Below are 15,236 nucleotides of genomic sequence, written 5' to 3'. Positions count from 1 at the left end.
TGCCCCGTTCCCCCCCCCGAAAATTTTGAGGGGGGAGCCCCCCGGGGGGGGGGGGAGGGCATGGGGGGCCCCCCCCCCTCCGCCGTTCTCGTCCTGGTCACCGGTCCTCCCCGCGCCGTTCCCTCCCTCGGAGCATTACGCATTCCCAAGAGCGAGTAAAGAGCGGTGGTCGCCGGGCCCGGCCGGCCGGTGCCGGATCAGGGCATGCCGTGCGGGCGGGTCAGCCGAGCTGGGGGGCGACCCGGGAGGCGATGAGCTCCAGGTGGTCGAGGTCGTCCAGGTCCAGGATCTGCAGGTAGACCCGCTCGCTGCCGACGTCCGCGTACCGGCCGATCTTCTCGGCGACCTCGTCCGGGGTACCGGCCAGGCCGTTGGCCTTCAGCTCGTCCACGTCCCGGCCGATCACGGCCGCCCGGCGGGCCACCTCGGCGTCGTCGCGGCCGACGCAGGCCACCAGGGCGTTGGAGTACACCAGGTCGCCGACCGAGCGCCCGGCCTGCTCGACGGCGGCCTTGACCCGGCCGAACTGGGCGGCGCTGTCCTCCACCGAAGCGAACGGCAGGTTGAACTCGTCGGCGAAGCGGGCGGCCAGCGCCGGGGTCCGCTTCGGGCCGAGCCCGCCGACCAGCACCGGGATCCGGTCCTGGGCCGGCTTGGGCAGCGCCGGCGAGCCGGTCAGCGTGTAGTACTCGCCGGCGAAGTCGAAGGTGTCGCCGAGCTTGGTGTTCCACAGGCCGGTGATGATCGCCAGCTGCTCCTCCAGCCTCCCGAACTTCTCCTTCGGGAAGGGGATGCCGTAGGCGGCGTGCTCGGCCTCGTACCAGCCGGCGCCGAGGCCGAACTCGACCCGGCCGCCGCTCATCGCGTCCACCTGGGCGACCTGGATCGCGGTGACGCCGGGCAGGCGGAAGGTGGCGGCGGTCATCAGGGTGCCGAGGCGGATGGTGCGGGTGTCGCGGGCGAGGCCGGCCAGGGTGATCCAGGCGTCGGTCGGCCCGGGCAGGCCGTCGACGTCGCCCATCTTCAGGTAGTGGTCGGAGCGGAAGAAGGCACTGAAGACGCCCAGGTCCTCGGCGGCCCGGGCGACCGCCAGGAGGGTGTCGTAGCTCGCGCCCTGCTGCGGTTCGGTGAAGATGCGGAGATCCATGCGGACCATTCTGGTACAGACCACCCGCGGATCGGCGCAGAGAACCGGCCAAGCCGCCGAAGCTCCCGAAGGTGGCCAAGGTCTCAGCACGGAACCGTCACGAGCCGCCGGTCCGGCCGACCCGCTCGCCTACCGTGGACGGATGTTCGCCACCCCCGACGAGTCCTTCCGGCGCTCCCCCGACGAGCCGGCCGGCTGCCCGCTGCCCGGCATCGTCGCCGCGTTCACGCCACGGCTGGCCGAGTTCGCCTTCGAGCCGGGCTTCGTCGCGATGGTCGACCAGCACGTCGCGATGCTGCGCGAACTGCTGTACGCACAGGGGCCGGAGCTGGCGCCCCGGCCCCTGGACCGTGAGGAACTGTCGGACTACGCGCTCGGCTTCCTGGACGCGCTCACCGAGATCGGCTGGCGGGAGCCGGTGGGGTACGACTACGCGGTGCACCGGCTGACCGCAATCTGCTGGCTGGTGCGAGAGCAGGGCCTGCTGCGGGCCTGAACCCGCTGCGGGTCGCTGCCTAGGGCGTGTTTCATAATTCGCGTCGGATCAGCGCGCGGCGTTGGGCGCCCGGCTGGGCGTGCCGGCGAAGCGTCCTCGTACTGGGCCGTACTTGGACGTTTCGCCGGTGCGTCCAGGCGGGATGCCCGGCGTCGCGCGCCCGGCGGGAATTATGAAACACGCCCTAGCTCGGCCGGTCGCCCGGGCGGCCCGGGTCGATGCCGGGCGGCGGCGGGGTGGTGCCCGGAGCGGCCTGGGTGGTCGGCCGGGCCGGCTGGTTGGCCAGCACGTCCGCCCGGCCCGCCTGGTAGGCGCTGCCGCGCAGTTTGGCGCTCTCCTGCTCGGCGTGGTCCAGCCAGCGCTCCCAGCGCTGGCGCATCGGCAGGATCAGGCCGCCGCCGACACCCACCACCAGCACACCGGCGATCGTGGCGAGCGCCGCGATCAGCACCGGTCCGGTGATCGCGGTGGCGATCCCGGCCTGGCCGAGCGCCGCGATCACGCCCAGCGCGACGATGAATGCCCAGGCGATCGTGGCGACCGTCCGGCCGTACGAGGCGCCGGCGAGCGCGTTGCGCACGATGTCGCGGACGCCGTTGGCGATGGCCATCGCGACCACCACGATCGCGACCGCCACGATGCCCCTGGGCAGCCAGGCGACGATGCTGTGGATCATCACGCTGATCGGGTTCGGGCCGAAGACACCGAACGCCAGTTGCAGCACCATCAGCAGGATCGCGTAGTAGACGATCTTGCAGATGATGCCGGTCATGTCGTAGTTCGACCCGCTCAGGTGGCGGGCCATCCCGGCCCGCTCGGCGACCCGCTCCGAGCCGACCTTGCGCAGCACACGGTCCAGGACCTTGGCGATCGCCTTCGCCACGATCCAGCCGATGACCAGGATCGCCAGGAAGGCGATGAACTGCGGGATGAATTTCGCGATCTTGGACCAGGCGTCGGTGAAACCCGATCCGAAGTCCACGGAGAGTGCGAGCTGCTGAGCCACGGAGTCCTCCACTCGGTGACACGGCGCCACGAGCGGCGCGTGCGACCCCCCACCCTTCGTGGATAGCAGCACCCCGCCCGGCCCGCGCGCGCCTGGTCCCCGGGCTGCTCCCCCCGGGTGAAACGGGCCCGTAGACGCCCCGCGTAAAGTGATGTTCAAGGGCACGGGACGGGGGCGGGACGGGACGGGACGGTGCGGGTGTGAGCAGCGACACGGTGGACGGCGGCACGACGACCGGCAGCACGGCCGGGCACCCGGCACTGCGCTGGCGGGTGCGGCCCGAGGCGGCGCGCGCCGCCGTCCTGGTGCTGCACGGCGGCGAGGAGCACAACCTCTCCCGGCCCGGTCCGGTCAACCTGCCGCTGCTGCGGATGCACGGCTTCCTGCGCTCCCTCGCCAAGGACACCGCCGGCGCCGACGTGGCCGTCGGCACCGTCCGCTACCGCCACCGGGGCTGGAACGGGCAGCGCGCCGATGCCGCGCTGGACGCCCTCGCCGCCCTCGACGAGCTGGCCCGGGAGCTGGGCGAGGTGCCGACCGTCCTGATCGGGCACTCGATGGGCGGGCGCGCGGCCCTGCGGGCCGGCGGCCACCCGGCCGTCACCGGCCTGGTCGCCCTCGCCCCCTGGTGCCCGGCCGAGGACCCGTGCGAGCAACTGGCCGGACGGGACGTGCTCCTGCTGCACGGCGACCGCGACAAGGTCACCCCGCCCGCCGAGACCCGGGCCTTCGCCGCCCGCAGCCGGGCCGCCGGCGCCCGCGTCTGCGGCTACACCGTCACCGGCAGCGGCCACGCCATGCTCCAGCGCATCCCCGACTGGCACCGGGCCACCACCCGCCTGGCCACCGCCCTGCTCGGCCTGCGCCCGCTCCCCGCCGAGACCGCCTCCGCCCTCGCCCTCCCGCCCGCCTCCCCCGAGGCCCTCACCCTCGCCCTGCCCCGCCAGCCGCGCGACTGACCCGGCGCGGACCGGCGGGCGCGCAGCGGCGCGGGGTCAGCGGGCCAGGCGGCCGAGGAGCGCGGAGGCCGCGGTGATGCCGAGCACGGTGGCCAGGGTCAGGACGGCGAAGTCGAGCGGGAGGTGGGCGCGGGTGCCGATCAGCAGGCCGCGCAGGGCGTCGACCTGGTAGCTGAGCGGGTTGGCCCGGCTGACCACCTGGAGCCAGCCCGGCATCAGGTCCACCGGGTAGAGGGCGTTGGAGCCGAAGAAGAGCGGCATCGTGATCGCCTGGCCGATGCCCATCAGGCGGTCACGGGTGAGCACGATGCCGGCGATGGTCATCGAGAGGCAGGAGAAGAACGCCGAGCCGAGCAGCACGGCGACCACGACCCCGAGCAGCCGCAGCGGGTTCCAGGTCATCGCGACTCCGAGCAGAGCGGCGATCACCACCACGACGACGGCCTGGATCACCGCCTTCACCCCGGCGGCGAAGGCCTTGCCGGTCACCAGCGCGGCGCGCGGGGTGGGGGTGACCAGCAGTTTGGTGAGCACCCCGGAGTCCCGCTCCCAGATGATCATGATGCCGTAGAAGATCGCGATGAACATGGCGGACTGGGCGATGATCCCGGGGGCCAGGAAGTCCAGGTAGGGGATGCCGCCGGTGGGGATGGCCTTGAGTCGGGTGAAGGTCTCCCCGAAGATCAGCAGCCACAGCGCGGGCTGCACGGCCCGGGTGTAGAGCTCGGTGCGGTCGTGGCGCAGCTTCTGCAGTTCGACGGTGCACATCGCCAGCGTCCGGGCGGGCACCAGCCGCCAGCCGGTGCGGGCGCGCGGGGGGACCAGCAGCAGGCCGAGGTCGGGACGGGCGGCGGTCGCGGCGGCAGTGGCAGCGGCAGTGGCAGTGGCGGGGCCCGGGGGCTCAGCCGACGCGGGAGGCGGTGCGGCGGGTACGGCGGACATCGCTGAACTCTCCTTCCGGAGCCTCGCCGGGGGCCAGCTCGCGGCCCGCGAAGTGGCGGAACACGTCGTCCAGACTGGGGTCGGCGAGCTGCGGGTCCTGCGCGCGGACCACGGTCTTCAGCTCCTCGGTGGTGCCGAGCGCACGGATCCGGCCGCGGTCCATCAGGGCGATCCGGTCGCAGTAGCGGTCGGCCTCGTCCATGTAGTGGGTGGTGACCAGCACGGTCATCCCGGTGGCCTGCCGGACCGCCTCGACGCACTCCCAGACGCCGGTGCGGGCGATCGGGTCCAGGCCGATGGTGGGCTCGTCCATCACCAGCAGGCGCGGGGCGCTGACCAGGGCCTGGGCGAGCTCCAGCCGGCGGACCATGCCGCCGGAGTAGGTGCCGGCCATCCGGTCGGCCGCCTCGGCGAGGCCGACGGCGGCCAGCGCCTGGGCGACCCGCTCGCGGCGCTCGCCGTGCGACACGTCGAAGACGCGGGCGAACAGCGCGACGTTCTCCCGACCGGTCAGCCCGCCGTCCGCGGAGAGCTGCTGCGGCACGTAGCCGAGCAGCCGGCGGACCTCCATCCGCTGCCGGGCGGGGTCGTGGCCGAAGACCCGCACCATGCTGGCGCGGACCGGCAGCAGGGTGGTGATCGCCCGGATCGTGGTGGTCTTGCCCGCGCCGTTGGGGCCGAGCAGGCCGAACACCTCGCCGGTGCGCACCGTCAGGTCGACACCGTCGACGGCCTTGGTGCCGGCACCCTTCCCGCGCCCGTGGTGGAAGGTGTACTCCAGACCGCGGCAGGCCACCGCCGCGTCACCGCCGTCCTCCGGGAACGTCATCGCTCCTCCTCCCCCGGCTCACCGGGCCGGGTGCGCAGGCCCGTCGCCACCTCGCGCAGCGCGGGCACCGCGGCGGCCAGGGCCGCCCGGGAGTCGGCGGGCAGCCCGGCCACCACCTCCCCCACCAGCGCGGCGCGCCGGGCCCGCCAGACCGCGAGGCGTTCGACGGCCTCGTCGGTGGCGTAGAGCAGGGCGGCCCGGCGGTCGGCCGGGTCCACCTCCCGGCGCAGCAGCCGCAGCGCGACCAGCTGGTTGACCAGGGTGGAGACCGAGTTGCCGGCGAGGCACAGCTCCTCGGCCGCGTCGGACACCCGCAGCCCGGGGGTGTCCATCACCAGGCGAAGCAGTTCGATCTGCGCTCCGCGGAGCCTCGGCTCGGTGAGTCCCTGCCGCAGCCGGCGGCGGACCAGGCGCTGGATGCCGACCAGCAGGGCGGAGAGTTCGTCGGCCACGTCGGGATCGGGGGTCGCCAGGAGGTCGGCGGCCGGTGCGGGGGCGAGCGTTTCCGGTGTCGCACTCATACCTCCGATTTTAGCTCTCAGTGAGAGGTATTCGTCCAGAGGGCGGACGAGGTGGGCCGGAGGACTGCCGGGCGGGGCGCGGCTGTGCCAGGATCCCGGGTGACCGTGTACGGACACCTACCCGCCCTCACCGCTGGGGACCATCATGAGAAGACTCGCGCGCCGTGTGCTGTCCGCGGCAACGGCGCTGTCCGCGTTGCTCGTTGTGCCGGCGGCCACTGCGGCGCCCGGCACTGCGGCGACCACCCCCGCGAGGGCCGCCGCCCCGGTGCCGCTCAGCGGCGCGCAGTTGGCGGCCTCCTGGGCGGGGCCGCTCAGCACCCGGGGGCGGTACGTCGTCGACGCGTCGGGCGACCGGTTCAAGCTGAAGTCCGGCAACTGGTCCGGCGCGCAGGGCACGTGGCAGGGCAGCGGCTCGACCACCGATCCGGCGAACAACCAGGCCGGCCAGGTCTCGTACAACCTGCCGCTCGGCCTCGACCGGGCGCCGCTGTCCGAGATCATGGCGGGCTTCCACAGCCTCGGGCTGAACAGCGTCCGACTGCCGTTCGCGGACGCGATGATCCGGGACACCGCCGCCGTCCCGGACGCCGCCGTCGCCGCCAACCCCGGGCTGCGCGGCAGCACCCCGCTCCAGGTGTACGACGCGGTGGTGGCGGCGCTCACCGCCGACGGGTTCGCGGTGATCCTCAACAACCACACCACCGGGTACCGGTTCTGCTGCGGCCTGGACGGCAACGAGCGGTGGAACAGCGGCCAGTCCACCGAGACCTGGGAGCAGGACTGGCTGTTCATGGTGAACCGGTACCGGGCCAACAAGCGCGTGGTCGGCGCCGACCTGCGCAACGAGGTCCGCCGCGACACCTGGGACGACCCCAACTGGGGCCTGGGCGACGGCCACGACGCGTACGCCGCCTTCGAGGAGGCGGGCAACCGGATCCTCCAGGCCGCCCCCGACCTGCTGATCATCATGGAGGGCATCAACTGGCAGGGCGTCCCGCTGGCCGGCCTACCGCACGGCCGTCCGATGCTCAAGCCGGTGGCCACGCTCTCCCACACCCTGATCGACTCGGGCAAACTGGTCTACTCGGCGCACTTCTACGGGTACACCGGCTCGGCCAACACCGGCGCGGGCAGCGGGCCGGGCGCCACCGGCGATCCGCGCTACCAGGACCTGACGCCAGGTCAACTCGCTTCGGTGGTAGACGAGGAGGCGCTCTTCGTCACCCGCGCCGGGCAGCACTTCACCGCCCCGGTCTGGATCAGCGAGTTCGGTGCGGGCGGGCGGGGCTCGACCGACGCCAAGGAGCAGGCCTGGTTCGACCGCTTCACTGCGATCCTGGCCGATCACGACACCGACTTCGCCGTCTGGCCGCTGGTCGGGTGGCACAACGGCGGTGTACCACAGGACAGCTGGGCACTGCTCCACTACGACCGGGCGGGCCGGCGGCTGAGCGTCGAGGACCCGGGCGACTGGCGCACCGCGTACTGGAACCGACTGGTCGCCGCCCCCGGGTACACCGGCCCGGTCCCGGTCCCCGCCCGCTGGAACCTGCTCGACCTCGACCACGCCGACCAGAACGCCTCCCGGCGGATGCTGGCCCTGCCCGACTGGAGCAGCGGCAACCGCAAGGGGAACTGCCCGGACGGCCAGCGCCTGATCGGCCTCGGCCGCGGTGACGGCCGCGGCCTGTGCACCGACGCCGGGCAGCCCGCCACCGGGCCCGACGCCTGGACGACCGTCACGGACGAGCGCTACGTCACCGGCGGCGACTGGGCGCCCGGCTACGACAAACTCCAGTGCCCGGACGGCCGGTTCGCGGTCGGCTACAGCGTCCGCGCCGACGCGATGGCCGCCCTGCTCTGCGCCCCGGCCGCGGCCGCGCCGCCCGCCGCGACCGACCGGGTGCTCTGGTTCGACCACGGCGACAACCGGCCCCCGGTCACCACCGGCGCCGACTCGGCGGCCAGCGACTGGGCGCCCGGGGCCTACAAGGGGCAGTGCGCCTCGAACGAGTACGTCGCGGGGGTCGCCTTCACCTGGCGCTGGCTGCACGCCGGCGTCCCGGACGCGCTGCTCTGCCGTCCACTGGCCTGACACCGCCGCTGCCGGGGCCCGGCCGGCGGGCCGGGCCCCGGCGGGAACGGTTCAGCTCAGCGCGGCCTGGGACTCCACGACCACGCCGTACAGGTCGCCGATGGTCGCCAGGGCGCCGCGGTGCAGCTGGGCGGCGCTCACCCGGGTACCCGCCGAGGCGAGCGGGCGGGTCGCGCAGGCGTCGGCGACGACGGTCGGCCGGTTGCCGCGCAGGAAGGCGCCCGCGGTGGTGAAGGCCACGCACATGTGGGTCATGAAGCCGGCGACCACCACGTCCTGGTGGCCGGCCTCGTCGAGCAGGGCGCCCAGGCCGGTGCCGACGAAGGCGTCCGGGGCCTGCTTGACGACCACGGCCTCGCCCTCGGCCGGCGCCACGGCGGGGTGGATCTGCCCGATCTCGGCACGGACGTCGTACGGGGTGCCCGCGCCGCCGTCGTTGATCACGTGGATGACCGTGGCGCCCGCCGCACGCGCCCGGGCGAGCAGGGCCGCGGCCGCGTCGAGCGCCTCCCGCCAGCCCTCCAGCTCCATCACGCCGCGCACGTAGGTGTTCTGGTAGTCGATCAGGATCAGCGTGGACGCGGCGAGCGTGGCGGGCGTCTCGTCGAGGCCGTTCAGGGCGCGCAGGGTCGTCGTGGGCATGGGGGGACCACCTTCGGTTCGGTACACGGGCAAGGGCGGGCGGCGGCTGCGACGGCCGCGACGGCCCGCCTCCGGAACGCTACGACCGGCCACCGGATGTCGGCAATGCCGTCTAACCTGCAGATTCCGACATCGAGAGAGCATCGAGAGAGCAAGGTGGGGGCCGTGGGCGCCGTACAACGACTGATCGTCATCGTCCTGTTCGAGGGCGTCGACCTGCTCGACGTCACCGGACCGCCCGAGGTGTTCTCCCTCGTCCGGCGGGAGAGCGGCGACGCGACCGGCTACCGCGTCGTCCTCGCCGCCGCGACCACGGACCCGGTCACCACCGCCGCCGGCGTGCGGATCCTGCCCGACCTCACCTTCGACGAGGCCGCCGCGAGCGCCATCGACACCCTGCTGGTGCCCGGCGCCGTCGAGGTGGACGGCCCGCGCCGGGTGCGCCCGCGCACCGACCCGGCCGTGGTCGACTGGGTGCGCACCCTCGCCGGGCGCTCACGCCGCATCGCCTCGGTCTGCGTCGGCGCGCACCTGCTCGCCGCCGCCGGGCTCCTCGACGGCAAGCGCGCCACCACCCACTGGTCGACCGCCGCGCAACTGGCCGCCGAGTACCCGGAGATCGAGGTGGACGCCGACCCGATCTTCATCCGCGAGGGCGACGTCTGGACCGGCGCGGGCATCAGCGCCTGCCTCGACCTCTCCCTCGCCCTGGTCGCCGAGGACTTCGGCGAGGAGCTCGCGCTGAGGGTCGCCCGCCAGCTCGTGATGTACCTCAAACGCCCCGGCGGCCAGAGCCAGTTCAGTGTCCCGCTGGAACCCGTCTCCACCACCCGGCGGGTCGAGGAGCTGCGCCACCACGTCCTGCGCAACCTCACCGGCCGACTCACCGTCCCCGATCTCGCCGCCCACGCCCACGTCAGCGAAAGGCAGTTGACCCGGATCTTCAAGACCGAACTGGGCACCACGCCCAGCGCCTACATCGAGTCGGCCCGGGTCGAACTCGCCCGCCACCAGCTCGAATCCACCGATGCCACGCTCGACCGCGTCGCCGCCGACTGCGGGTTCGGCACCACCGACACCCTGGTCCGGGCCTTCCGCCGCCGGCTCGACACCACCCCGACCGAGTACCGCCACCGCTTCCGCACCACCACGCCCACGCCCTGGGGTCCGCCCCCGGTCAGGGCGGCAGCCGGACCGTGAACACGGTGCGCCCCGGCCGGCTCGCCGCGTCCACCGTGCCGCCGTGCGCCCGGACCACCGCCCGCACGATCGACAGGCCGAGCCCCGTCGACCCGGTCGAGCGCGAGCGGGCGCGGTCCCCCCGGACGAACCGCTCGAACATCCGGCCCGCCAGCTCCGGCGCGATCCCCGGGCCGTCGTCGGCGACGGCCAGCCGCACCCCCGCCCCGGCCGGCTCCAGGCTCAGCTCGACCTCGGTGCCGGGCGGGGTGTGGGTCCGGGCGTTCGCCAGCAGGTTGACCACCACCTGGCTGAGCCGGTCCGCGTCCCCGCGCACCAGCACCGGTTCCTCGGGCAGCGCCAGGCGCCAGCGGTGCCCGGGCCCGGCCGCCCGGGCGTCGGCCACCGCGTTCAGCGCGATCCGGGTCAGGTCGACCTCGGCGTCGGCCAGCGGCCGGCCGGCGTCCAGCCGGGCGAGCAGCAGCAGGTCCTCGACGATCGCGCCCATCCGCACCGCTTCGGCGTCGATCCGCTCCAGCGAGTGCCGGACCGGCCCGGGCACCGCGCCCGGGTGGCGCAGCGCGAGTTCGGCGTGGCCGCGGACCGCCGCCACGGGGGTGCGCAGCTCGTGGCTGGCGTCGGCCGCGAACGCCCGCAGCCGCTCCTCCACCGCGTGCCGGCGGGCCAGCGCGTCGCCCACGTGCCCGAGCATCCGGTTGAGCGCCGCGCCGACCCGGCCGACCTCCGTCCGCGGATCGTCGTCCGGGACGCGTTCGGCCAGCGTGACGGCGCCGCTGGCGAGCGGCAGCGCGGCGACCCGCTCGGCCGTGCCCACCACCCGCCGCAGCGGACGCAGCGACCAGCCGACCCAGACCGCCCCGGCCGCCCCCGCCCCGGCGACGGCGATCGCGAAGACGGTCAGCTCCAGGGTCGCCAGCCGGTCCACGGTGTCCTCGGCCGGGCGCAGCGGCAGTCCACTGACCAGCACGTCGCCGTCCCGGCCGGCCACCGCGCGCACCCGGTAGTGGCCCTGCGCGCGGCCCAGGTCGACGGTGCGGGCCGGCCCGCCGACCGGCAGGGCGGCCAGGGCCCGCTGCTCGGCCGGCGAGAACACCAGCCGGTCGTCGGCGCTGGGGCCGTTGGCGTCGTCGGCGTCCCCGTCGACCACGCCCGCCGCGGTGACCCGGCCGTCCAGCAGCCGGGCGCCCAGGGTGCCGGGGGTCTGCGCCCGGGTGTCGGTGCCGCCGCCCTGGCCGGCGTGCTCCAGGCTGGCGGCGTAGCGCCCGCCAGCGTCGGCGAGCTGCTGGTCCAGGCGGTCCACCAGGAAGTGGCGCAGCGCCGCCGTGGTGGCGAGGCCGACCGCGGCGCAGGTCACCACCAGCAGCACCAGCAGGCCGGCGATCAGCCGGGCCCGCAGCGTCCGCGGCACCAGCCGGGCGGCCCGGCGGCGTGCCCTGGCGGCGCCCGTCACGGGGCCGCCGGTCACGGGGCCGCCCGTCGTGGGCCGGCCGGTCACGGGGCCGCCTTGATCAGGTAGCCGGCGCCGCGCACCGTGTGGATCATCGGCGTCCGGCCCGCGTCCAGCTTCTTGCGCAGATAGCTGATGTACAGCTCGACGACGTGCGCCTGCCCGCCGAAGTCGTACGACCAGACGGCGTCCAGGATCTGCGCCTTGCTGAGCACCTGCCGCGGGTGGTGCATCAGGTGGGCGAGCAGCGCGTACTCGGTCGGGCTGAGGTCGACCACCTCACCGGCGCGGGTGACCTCGCGGGCCCGCTCGTCGAGGACGAGGTCGCCGAGCACCAGGGCGTGCGCGGGCGGTTGCCCCGCGGCCCCCGGCGGGGTGGCGCGGCGCAGCAGCCCACGCAGCCGGACCACCACCTCGGCCAGGCTGAACGGCTTGGTCACGTAGTCGTCGCCACCCGCCGCGATGCCCGCGATCCGGTCCTCGACGGCGTCCCGGGCGGTGAGGAAGAGCACCCGCACCTCGGGCCGCTCGGCGTGGATGCGGCGCAGCACCTCCATGCCGTCGAGGTCGGGGAGCATCATGTCGAGCACCACGGCGTCCGGGCGCCAGTGCGCCGCCGCCCGGACGGCGGCCAGACCGGTGGTCTCGCCCCGTGCCTGCCAGCCCTCGTAGCGGACCGCGCCGCAGACCACCTCCACCAGGTCCGGTTCGTCGTCGACGACGAGGACCCGCCAGTCCTGCCGGTCGGCGCCCCGCTCGGCGGTGTCGTCCATGGTGCTCCCTGGGTGCAGGCGGTCGGCCGCCTTCATCCTGGCCCACCGCGATGAGAAAGCCGTGAGACCGGCAGTCGCCCGGGAAACCCGATCCACCCACCCTGACCTGCGGCGACATCGCCGGAGGCGACGGGGGCGGCGGCCCCGGTTCAGAGCTGGCTCAGAGGTTGCGGTGCGATCGTGGTGCGCCCCGGCGGTGCTCGCCCGCCGGGCCCGAAGGAGGATCCCCGATGGCCACCGCCGCCCCGCCGAGACCCGCCGCCCGCACCCGCCGGGCGGCCCCGCGCCGCCCGGCCGCCGCCCGGCCGGACGCGGTGCTGGGCCTGATCGCCGCCGGGGCGCTCGGCGTCCTCGCGCTGTGGTGGTCCGACACCCCGGCGGTCGCCGGCGCGGCCGGCTGGCTGACCGGGGCGGGCCGGATCACCGGCCTGCTCGCCGGGTACGCGGCGCCGGTGCTGCTCCTGCTGATGGCCCGGCTGCCGCCGGTGGAGCGCGGGGTCGGCGCCGACCGGCTGGCCCGCTGGCACGCGTTCGGCGGGCGCTGGCTGGTCGCCGTGGTGACGGTGCACGTGCTGTCGGTCGTCTGGGGGTACGCGCTGACGGACGGGCGCGGCCCGCTCGGCGAGGGTGTGGAGATCGTCCTCCACTACCCCGAGATGCTCAAGGCCGCGCTGGGCACCCTGCTGATGCTGGGCACCGGCGCCGTCTCCGCCCGGGCCGCCCGGCGCCGCCTCCCGTACGAGGCCTGGTACTACCTGCACCTGGCCACCTACCTCGCGGTGGCGCTCGCCTTCGGCCACCAGCTGGCCACCGGCGCCGACCTCGGCGACGGCCCGGCCCGCGCCGCCTGGTACGCGCTCTACCTCGGCACCGCCGCCCTGCTGGGCTGGTACCGGCTGGCCCGGCCCTGGCTGCTCGACCGCCGGCACCGGCTGCGGGTGGCGGAGGTCCGCCGGGAGGGGCCGGGCGTGGTGTCGCTGTTCCTGACCGGTCGGCGGCTGGACGAACTCCGGGCCGAGCCGGGCCAGTTCTTCCGCCTCCAGTTCCAGACTCCCGGCCTGCGGTGGGCCGCCAACCCGTACTCGCTGTCCGCGCCGCCGCGCCCGGACTTCCTGCGCTTCACCGTCAAGGACCTCGGCGGGCACAGCGCCGCGGTGGCCGCGCTGCGCCCGGGCACCCCGGTGCGCGCCGAGGGCCCGTACGGGGCGTTCACGGGGCGGCTGCAACGGCGGCGCCGGGTGCTGCTGCTCGGGGCTGGGGTGGGGATCACCCCGCTGCGGGCGCTGTTCGAGACGCTGCCGGGCGAACTGACCCTGGTCCAGCGGGCCGGACGCCCGGAGGACGTGCTGTTCCGGGCGGAGCTGGCGGAGGTGGCCCGGCGGCGGGGCGCCGCGGTGCACGAACTGGTCGGCCCGCGGGCGCGGATCGGCGACCTCGGCCGCGCGCTCGCCCGGCTCGTCCCCGACCTCGCCGAGCACGAGGTCTACCTGTGCGGGCCGGACGCGCTGGCCGAGGAGGCCGTCCGTTCGCTGCGGGCCGCCGGGGTGCGGGCGGGGCGCATCCACCGGGAGTCCTTCGACTTCTGAGCCCGATCGCCGAGCCCGCCGGACCTGCCGAGCCCGTCTCACCACGCCACCTCCGCCACACCCCGAGGAGCCCCGCCCATGCGCCGAGCCGTCGTCACCAGTGCCGCCACCGCGGCCGGAGTCGTCCTGCTGCTCTCCCTCAAACCGCACGGGGCCACCGGGCCCGCGCCGGTGATCAGCTCCGGCGGCACGGGCTCGTCCGGTGCCGCGGGCTCGTCCGGCACCGGTTCGTCCGGTACCGCCGCCGGGGCCTCCGACGCCACCGCCGGGCCGTCGGGCTCCCCCACCGCGCCGGCCGCCGGTGGCACTGGCGGCACCGGTGGCACTGGCGGCACCGGCGGCACCCGGAAGGTCGCCGGCGACGCCGTGAACACCCGCTACGGTCCCGTCCAGGTCGAGGTCACCCTCGCCGGCAGCCGGATCACCGCCGTCGACGTCGTCAAGTACCCCACCGAGGACCGCCGGGACCGCGAGATCAACAGTTCCGCGCTGCCCCTGCTCAACCAGGAGGCGATCGCCGCGCAGAGCGCCGGGATCGACGTGGTCAGCGGCGCGACCTTCACCAGCGACGGCTACGTCCGCTCCCTGCAGAGCGCGCTCGACCGCGCCGGGCGATGAGGCACGGTGCTCCGCCACGCCGAACCCGTCATGGGCACCGTCTTCTCGATCGCCGTCCGCGATCCCGGCCCGGCCACGCCCTCCGCGCTCCGCCGGATCGCCGACCGGCTGCACCGGATCGACGCGGTGTTCTCGCCCTACCGGCCGGACAGCGACATCAGCCGCCTCGACCGGGGCGAACTCGCCCTCGCCGACTGCGATCCGCAGGTCCGCGCCGTCCTGGCCACCTGCCGCGAGGTCGCCGCGCAGACCGACGGCTTCTTCACCGAGCGGCCCGGCGGCCGGCTCGACCCGAGCGGCTGGGTCAAGGGGTGGGCGGTCGAGGAGGCGGCCGGGCTGCTGCGCGCCGCCGGGGCCCGGCAGTACTGCGTCAGCGGCGGCGGGGACGTGCAGACCGCCGGCGGGCCGTGGCGGATCGGGGTCGCCCACCCGCTGAGGCCGGGCGCGCTGGCCGCCGTCCTGGGCGGCGACGGCCTCGCGGTGGCCACCTCCGGCACCGCCGAGCGCGGCGCGCACATCCTCGATCCGCACACCGGCCGGCCGGCGCTCGGCCTGGCCTCGCTGACCCTGGTCGGCGCCCCCGGCACCGGGATCGCCCGCACCGACGCCTGGGCCACCGCCGCCTTCGCGATGGGCCCCGACCGCGCGCTCGTCTGGGCCGCCCGGCAGCCCGGTGTCGAGGCCCTCGCCGTCCTGCCCGACGGGACCAAGCGCTGGACGCCCGGCCTGCCCCGGCACCTCCCGCCCACCGGCCCCGCCGACTGGCGGCCGGCCGCCCCGGCGGCCCCAGCAGGGCCGTTTGCGCGCCAACTGGCTTTCGAACGCTGATAGTTCACTCCATCAGGTGAAGAACTCGATCATGACTCATCCGCCCCGACCCGGGTGGCCGATAGTGGGGAGACCGATCGGACGCACACCATCCGGTCCCACCGGAACGCGTGGACCCGCGGACACGCGTGAACCCACGGAAAG

At 75.1% G+C, this 15,236-nt stretch carries 15 protein-coding genes; 7 read left to right on the top strand and 8 right to left on the bottom strand.

Going from position 1 to position 15,236, the window contains the following annotated elements:
- Positions 1 to 220 precede the first annotated feature (220 nt).
- Positions 221 to 1,147, bottom strand: coding sequence for an LLM class F420-dependent oxidoreductase (locus AC07AL_RS14245; RefSeq protein WP_363588502.1), 927 nt, complete (start codon positions 1,145 to 1,147; stop codon positions 221 to 223).
- Between the two features lie 142 nt (positions 1,148 to 1,289).
- Here AC07AL_RS14245 and AC07AL_RS14240 point away from each other — a divergent pair, with 142 nt between their 5' ends.
- Positions 1,290 to 1,643, top strand: coding sequence for a DUF6401 family natural product biosynthesis protein (locus tag AC07AL_RS14240; protein ID WP_363588504.1), 354 nt, complete (start codon positions 1,290 to 1,292; stop codon positions 1,641 to 1,643).
- A gap of 184 nt (positions 1,644 to 1,827) precedes the next feature.
- On the opposite strand, the gene AC07AL_RS14235 is transcribed toward AC07AL_RS14240, so the two are convergent.
- Positions 1,828 to 2,649, bottom strand: a complete 822-nt coding sequence (locus AC07AL_RS14235) for a mechanosensitive ion channel family protein (protein WP_363586591.1) — start codon at positions 2,647 to 2,649, stop codon at positions 1,828 to 1,830.
- A gap of 200 nt (positions 2,650 to 2,849) precedes the next feature.
- On the opposite strand from AC07AL_RS14235, the gene AC07AL_RS14230 reads away from it, so the two are divergent.
- Entirely contained in the window at positions 2,850 to 3,608 is a 759-nt protein-coding gene (locus tag AC07AL_RS14230; RefSeq protein WP_363617573.1) for an alpha/beta hydrolase, read from the top strand.
- 36 nt (positions 3,609 to 3,644) lie between these two features.
- On the opposite strand, the gene AC07AL_RS14225 is transcribed toward AC07AL_RS14230, so the two are convergent.
- Genes AC07AL_RS14225 through AC07AL_RS14215 form a run of 3 tightly spaced genes read right to left on the bottom strand, consistent with a single transcriptional unit; the run spans position 3,645 to position 5,900 of the window.
- Positions 3,645 to 4,550 carry an ABC transporter permease gene (locus tag AC07AL_RS14225; RefSeq protein WP_363586593.1) on the bottom strand — a complete coding sequence of 302 codons (906 nt, stop codon included), beginning with the start codon at positions 4,548 to 4,550 and terminating at the stop codon, positions 3,645 to 3,647.
- Positions 4,510 to 5,379, bottom strand: coding sequence for an ABC transporter ATP-binding protein (locus AC07AL_RS14220; protein ID WP_478317565.1), 870 nt, complete (start codon positions 5,377 to 5,379; stop codon positions 4,510 to 4,512). Before AC07AL_RS14220 ends, AC07AL_RS14225 begins: the two co-directional genes overlap by 41 nt.
- Positions 5,376 to 5,900, bottom strand: a complete 525-nt coding sequence (locus AC07AL_RS14215) for a MarR family winged helix-turn-helix transcriptional regulator (RefSeq protein WP_478317564.1) — start codon at positions 5,898 to 5,900, stop codon at positions 5,376 to 5,378. Before AC07AL_RS14215 ends, AC07AL_RS14220 begins: the two co-directional genes overlap by 4 nt.
- Positions 5,901 to 6,045: 145 nt before the next feature.
- Between AC07AL_RS14215 and AC07AL_RS14210 the strand changes: the two genes are divergently transcribed.
- Positions 6,046 to 7,998: a glycoside hydrolase family 5 protein gene (locus AC07AL_RS14210; protein ID WP_478317563.1), complete on the top strand. Its 1,953-nt coding sequence runs from the start codon at positions 6,046 to 6,048 to the stop codon at positions 7,996 to 7,998.
- Between the two features lie 51 nt (positions 7,999 to 8,049).
- On the opposite strand, the gene AC07AL_RS14205 is transcribed toward AC07AL_RS14210, so the two are convergent.
- Complete coding sequence (locus AC07AL_RS14205) at positions 8,050 to 8,640, bottom strand: isochorismatase family protein (protein ID WP_478317562.1); 591 nt, start codon at positions 8,638 to 8,640, stop codon at positions 8,050 to 8,052.
- A gap of 165 nt (positions 8,641 to 8,805) precedes the next feature.
- On the opposite strand from AC07AL_RS14205, the gene AC07AL_RS14200 reads away from it, so the two are divergent.
- Positions 8,806 to 9,840 (top strand): GlxA family transcriptional regulator, encoded by a 1,035-nt coding sequence (locus AC07AL_RS14200; RefSeq protein WP_478317561.1) that lies wholly within the window; start codon positions 8,806 to 8,808, stop codon positions 9,838 to 9,840.
- On the opposite strand, the gene AC07AL_RS14195 is transcribed toward AC07AL_RS14200, so the two are convergent.
- The gene (locus AC07AL_RS14195) at positions 9,818 to 11,290 is read right to left on the bottom strand and encodes a sensor histidine kinase (protein WP_363630611.1); all 1,473 of its coding nucleotides are present in this window, start codon (positions 11,288 to 11,290) and stop codon (positions 9,818 to 9,820) included. The genes AC07AL_RS14200 and AC07AL_RS14195 overlap by 23 nt on opposite strands.
- 41 nt (positions 11,291 to 11,331) lie before the next feature.
- Positions 11,332 to 12,060, bottom strand: a complete 729-nt coding sequence (locus AC07AL_RS14190; RefSeq protein ID WP_363586599.1) for a response regulator transcription factor — start codon at positions 12,058 to 12,060, stop codon at positions 11,332 to 11,334.
- A 230-nt stretch (positions 12,061 to 12,290) separates the two neighbouring features.
- Here AC07AL_RS14190 and AC07AL_RS14185 point away from each other — a divergent pair, with 230 nt between their 5' ends.
- The 3 genes from AC07AL_RS14185 to AC07AL_RS14175 all read left to right on the top strand — a co-directional run bounded on the left by AC07AL_RS14185 (position 12,291) and on the right by AC07AL_RS14175 (position 15,092).
- Positions 12,291 to 13,646 (top strand): ferredoxin reductase family protein, encoded by a 1,356-nt coding sequence (locus AC07AL_RS14185; RefSeq protein WP_478317560.1) that lies wholly within the window; start codon positions 12,291 to 12,293, stop codon positions 13,644 to 13,646.
- Positions 13,647 to 13,724: 78 nt separating this feature from the next.
- Positions 13,725 to 14,264, top strand: a complete 540-nt coding sequence (locus tag AC07AL_RS14180) for an FMN-binding protein (RefSeq protein ID WP_363630596.1) — start codon at positions 13,725 to 13,727, stop codon at positions 14,262 to 14,264.
- 30 nt (positions 14,265 to 14,294) lie between these two features.
- Positions 14,295 to 15,092 (top strand): FAD:protein FMN transferase, encoded by a 798-nt coding sequence (locus AC07AL_RS14175; RefSeq protein ID WP_363630613.1) that lies wholly within the window; start codon positions 14,295 to 14,297, stop codon positions 15,090 to 15,092.
- Positions 15,093 to 15,236: the final 144 nt, after the last annotated feature.

The organism is Kitasatospora sp. NPDC043949 (genome assembly GCF_056435365.1).
This window is presented reverse-complemented; position numbering and strand designations above follow the sequence as displayed.